Source organism: Xenorhabdus miraniensis (genome assembly GCF_002632615.1).
Genome location: NZ_NITZ01000091.1, coordinates 1 through 1,000, shown reverse-complemented (window position 1 = coordinate 1,000; position 1,000 = coordinate 1). Strand labels below are relative to the sequence as shown.

Genomic DNA, 1,000 nt, shown 5'->3' with positions numbered 1-1,000 from the left:
AGGCGTTCAATCTTATTTATCCATGGCGAATAAACCGGTAAAAACAACAAATTAAATTTAGGATTTTGTTTTAGCCATGCCCTGACTTTCCGGCTTTTATGAATGCCATAGTTATCTAAAATCAACGTGATGTTTTTTGCATGGCGATATTGGTCACTCAGTTCCTCTAACATTTTGATAAATAAATCAGAGTCTTTCTTGATACCGCTGACATAAGTCACTCGGCCTGTTTGGGCGTCAAGGCAGCCTGCAAGGTAGTGTTTTTGGTTTTTGCCCGGCGTCATGACCCGTTTTTGTTGCCCTTTCAAACACCAGTCCGCCCCGATTTTGGGGTTAAGGTCAATATCGACTTCATCTTCGTAAAAAACAGGATGGTGTTCTGACACGCTGGATAAGGCTTCAGTGATTTTTGCCATTTTTTCGTCATACTCAGGATCCGGCTTTTTTACGGTAGGTGCCGCCCTTCGCCAAACAATACCAGCCTGACAGAAATAACGATAGAGCGTACTTTGCGACAGTGATAACCCTAATAATTCATTGATTATTCGGGTAATAAGCTCAATACTCCAACGTGAACGCAGGTAACCCAAATCCTGCGGGGAATGCTGTAGTAAGAACGACAGCAAACTAAAAAGTGGCGCTAAATTCCAGGTGGCAGGTCTTCCTGACGGTAGACTTTTTAAGCCTTCCAGCCCATACAGCGTAAACCAATTTACCCAACGATTAACCGAAGAACGTGAACAATGAAGGGGTCTGGAGACATCAGAAACGGTCTTGCCTTCATGTAACATTAAGAGTGCCATGAGCCGGCGTGCATAATCTTTGTCCCGGGTTTTATGAATAAATTTTTTCATCTGACGTCGTTCATTTCGGGGTATTGGTGCTATGATTGGCATCGCTCAGTCCATTTTGGGATTTTTTTGATTTGGCGATTAATCAGATCGCAAAAACCGGACTGAGTTCCCTTCCCGTGATCTACTATTTTGAAAGCTTATTTATA

The 1,000-nt window shown here is 42.7% G+C and carries 1 protein-coding gene; it reads right to left on the bottom strand.

Annotation, left to right across the window (positions count from 1 at the left end; all coding sequences use genetic code 11):
* Window positions 1-896: IS630 family transposase (locus Xmir_RS22180; RefSeq protein WP_099116112.1), on the bottom strand; the 896-nt coding region annotated here is incomplete at its 3' end.
* Window positions 897-1,000: the final 104 nt, after the last annotated feature.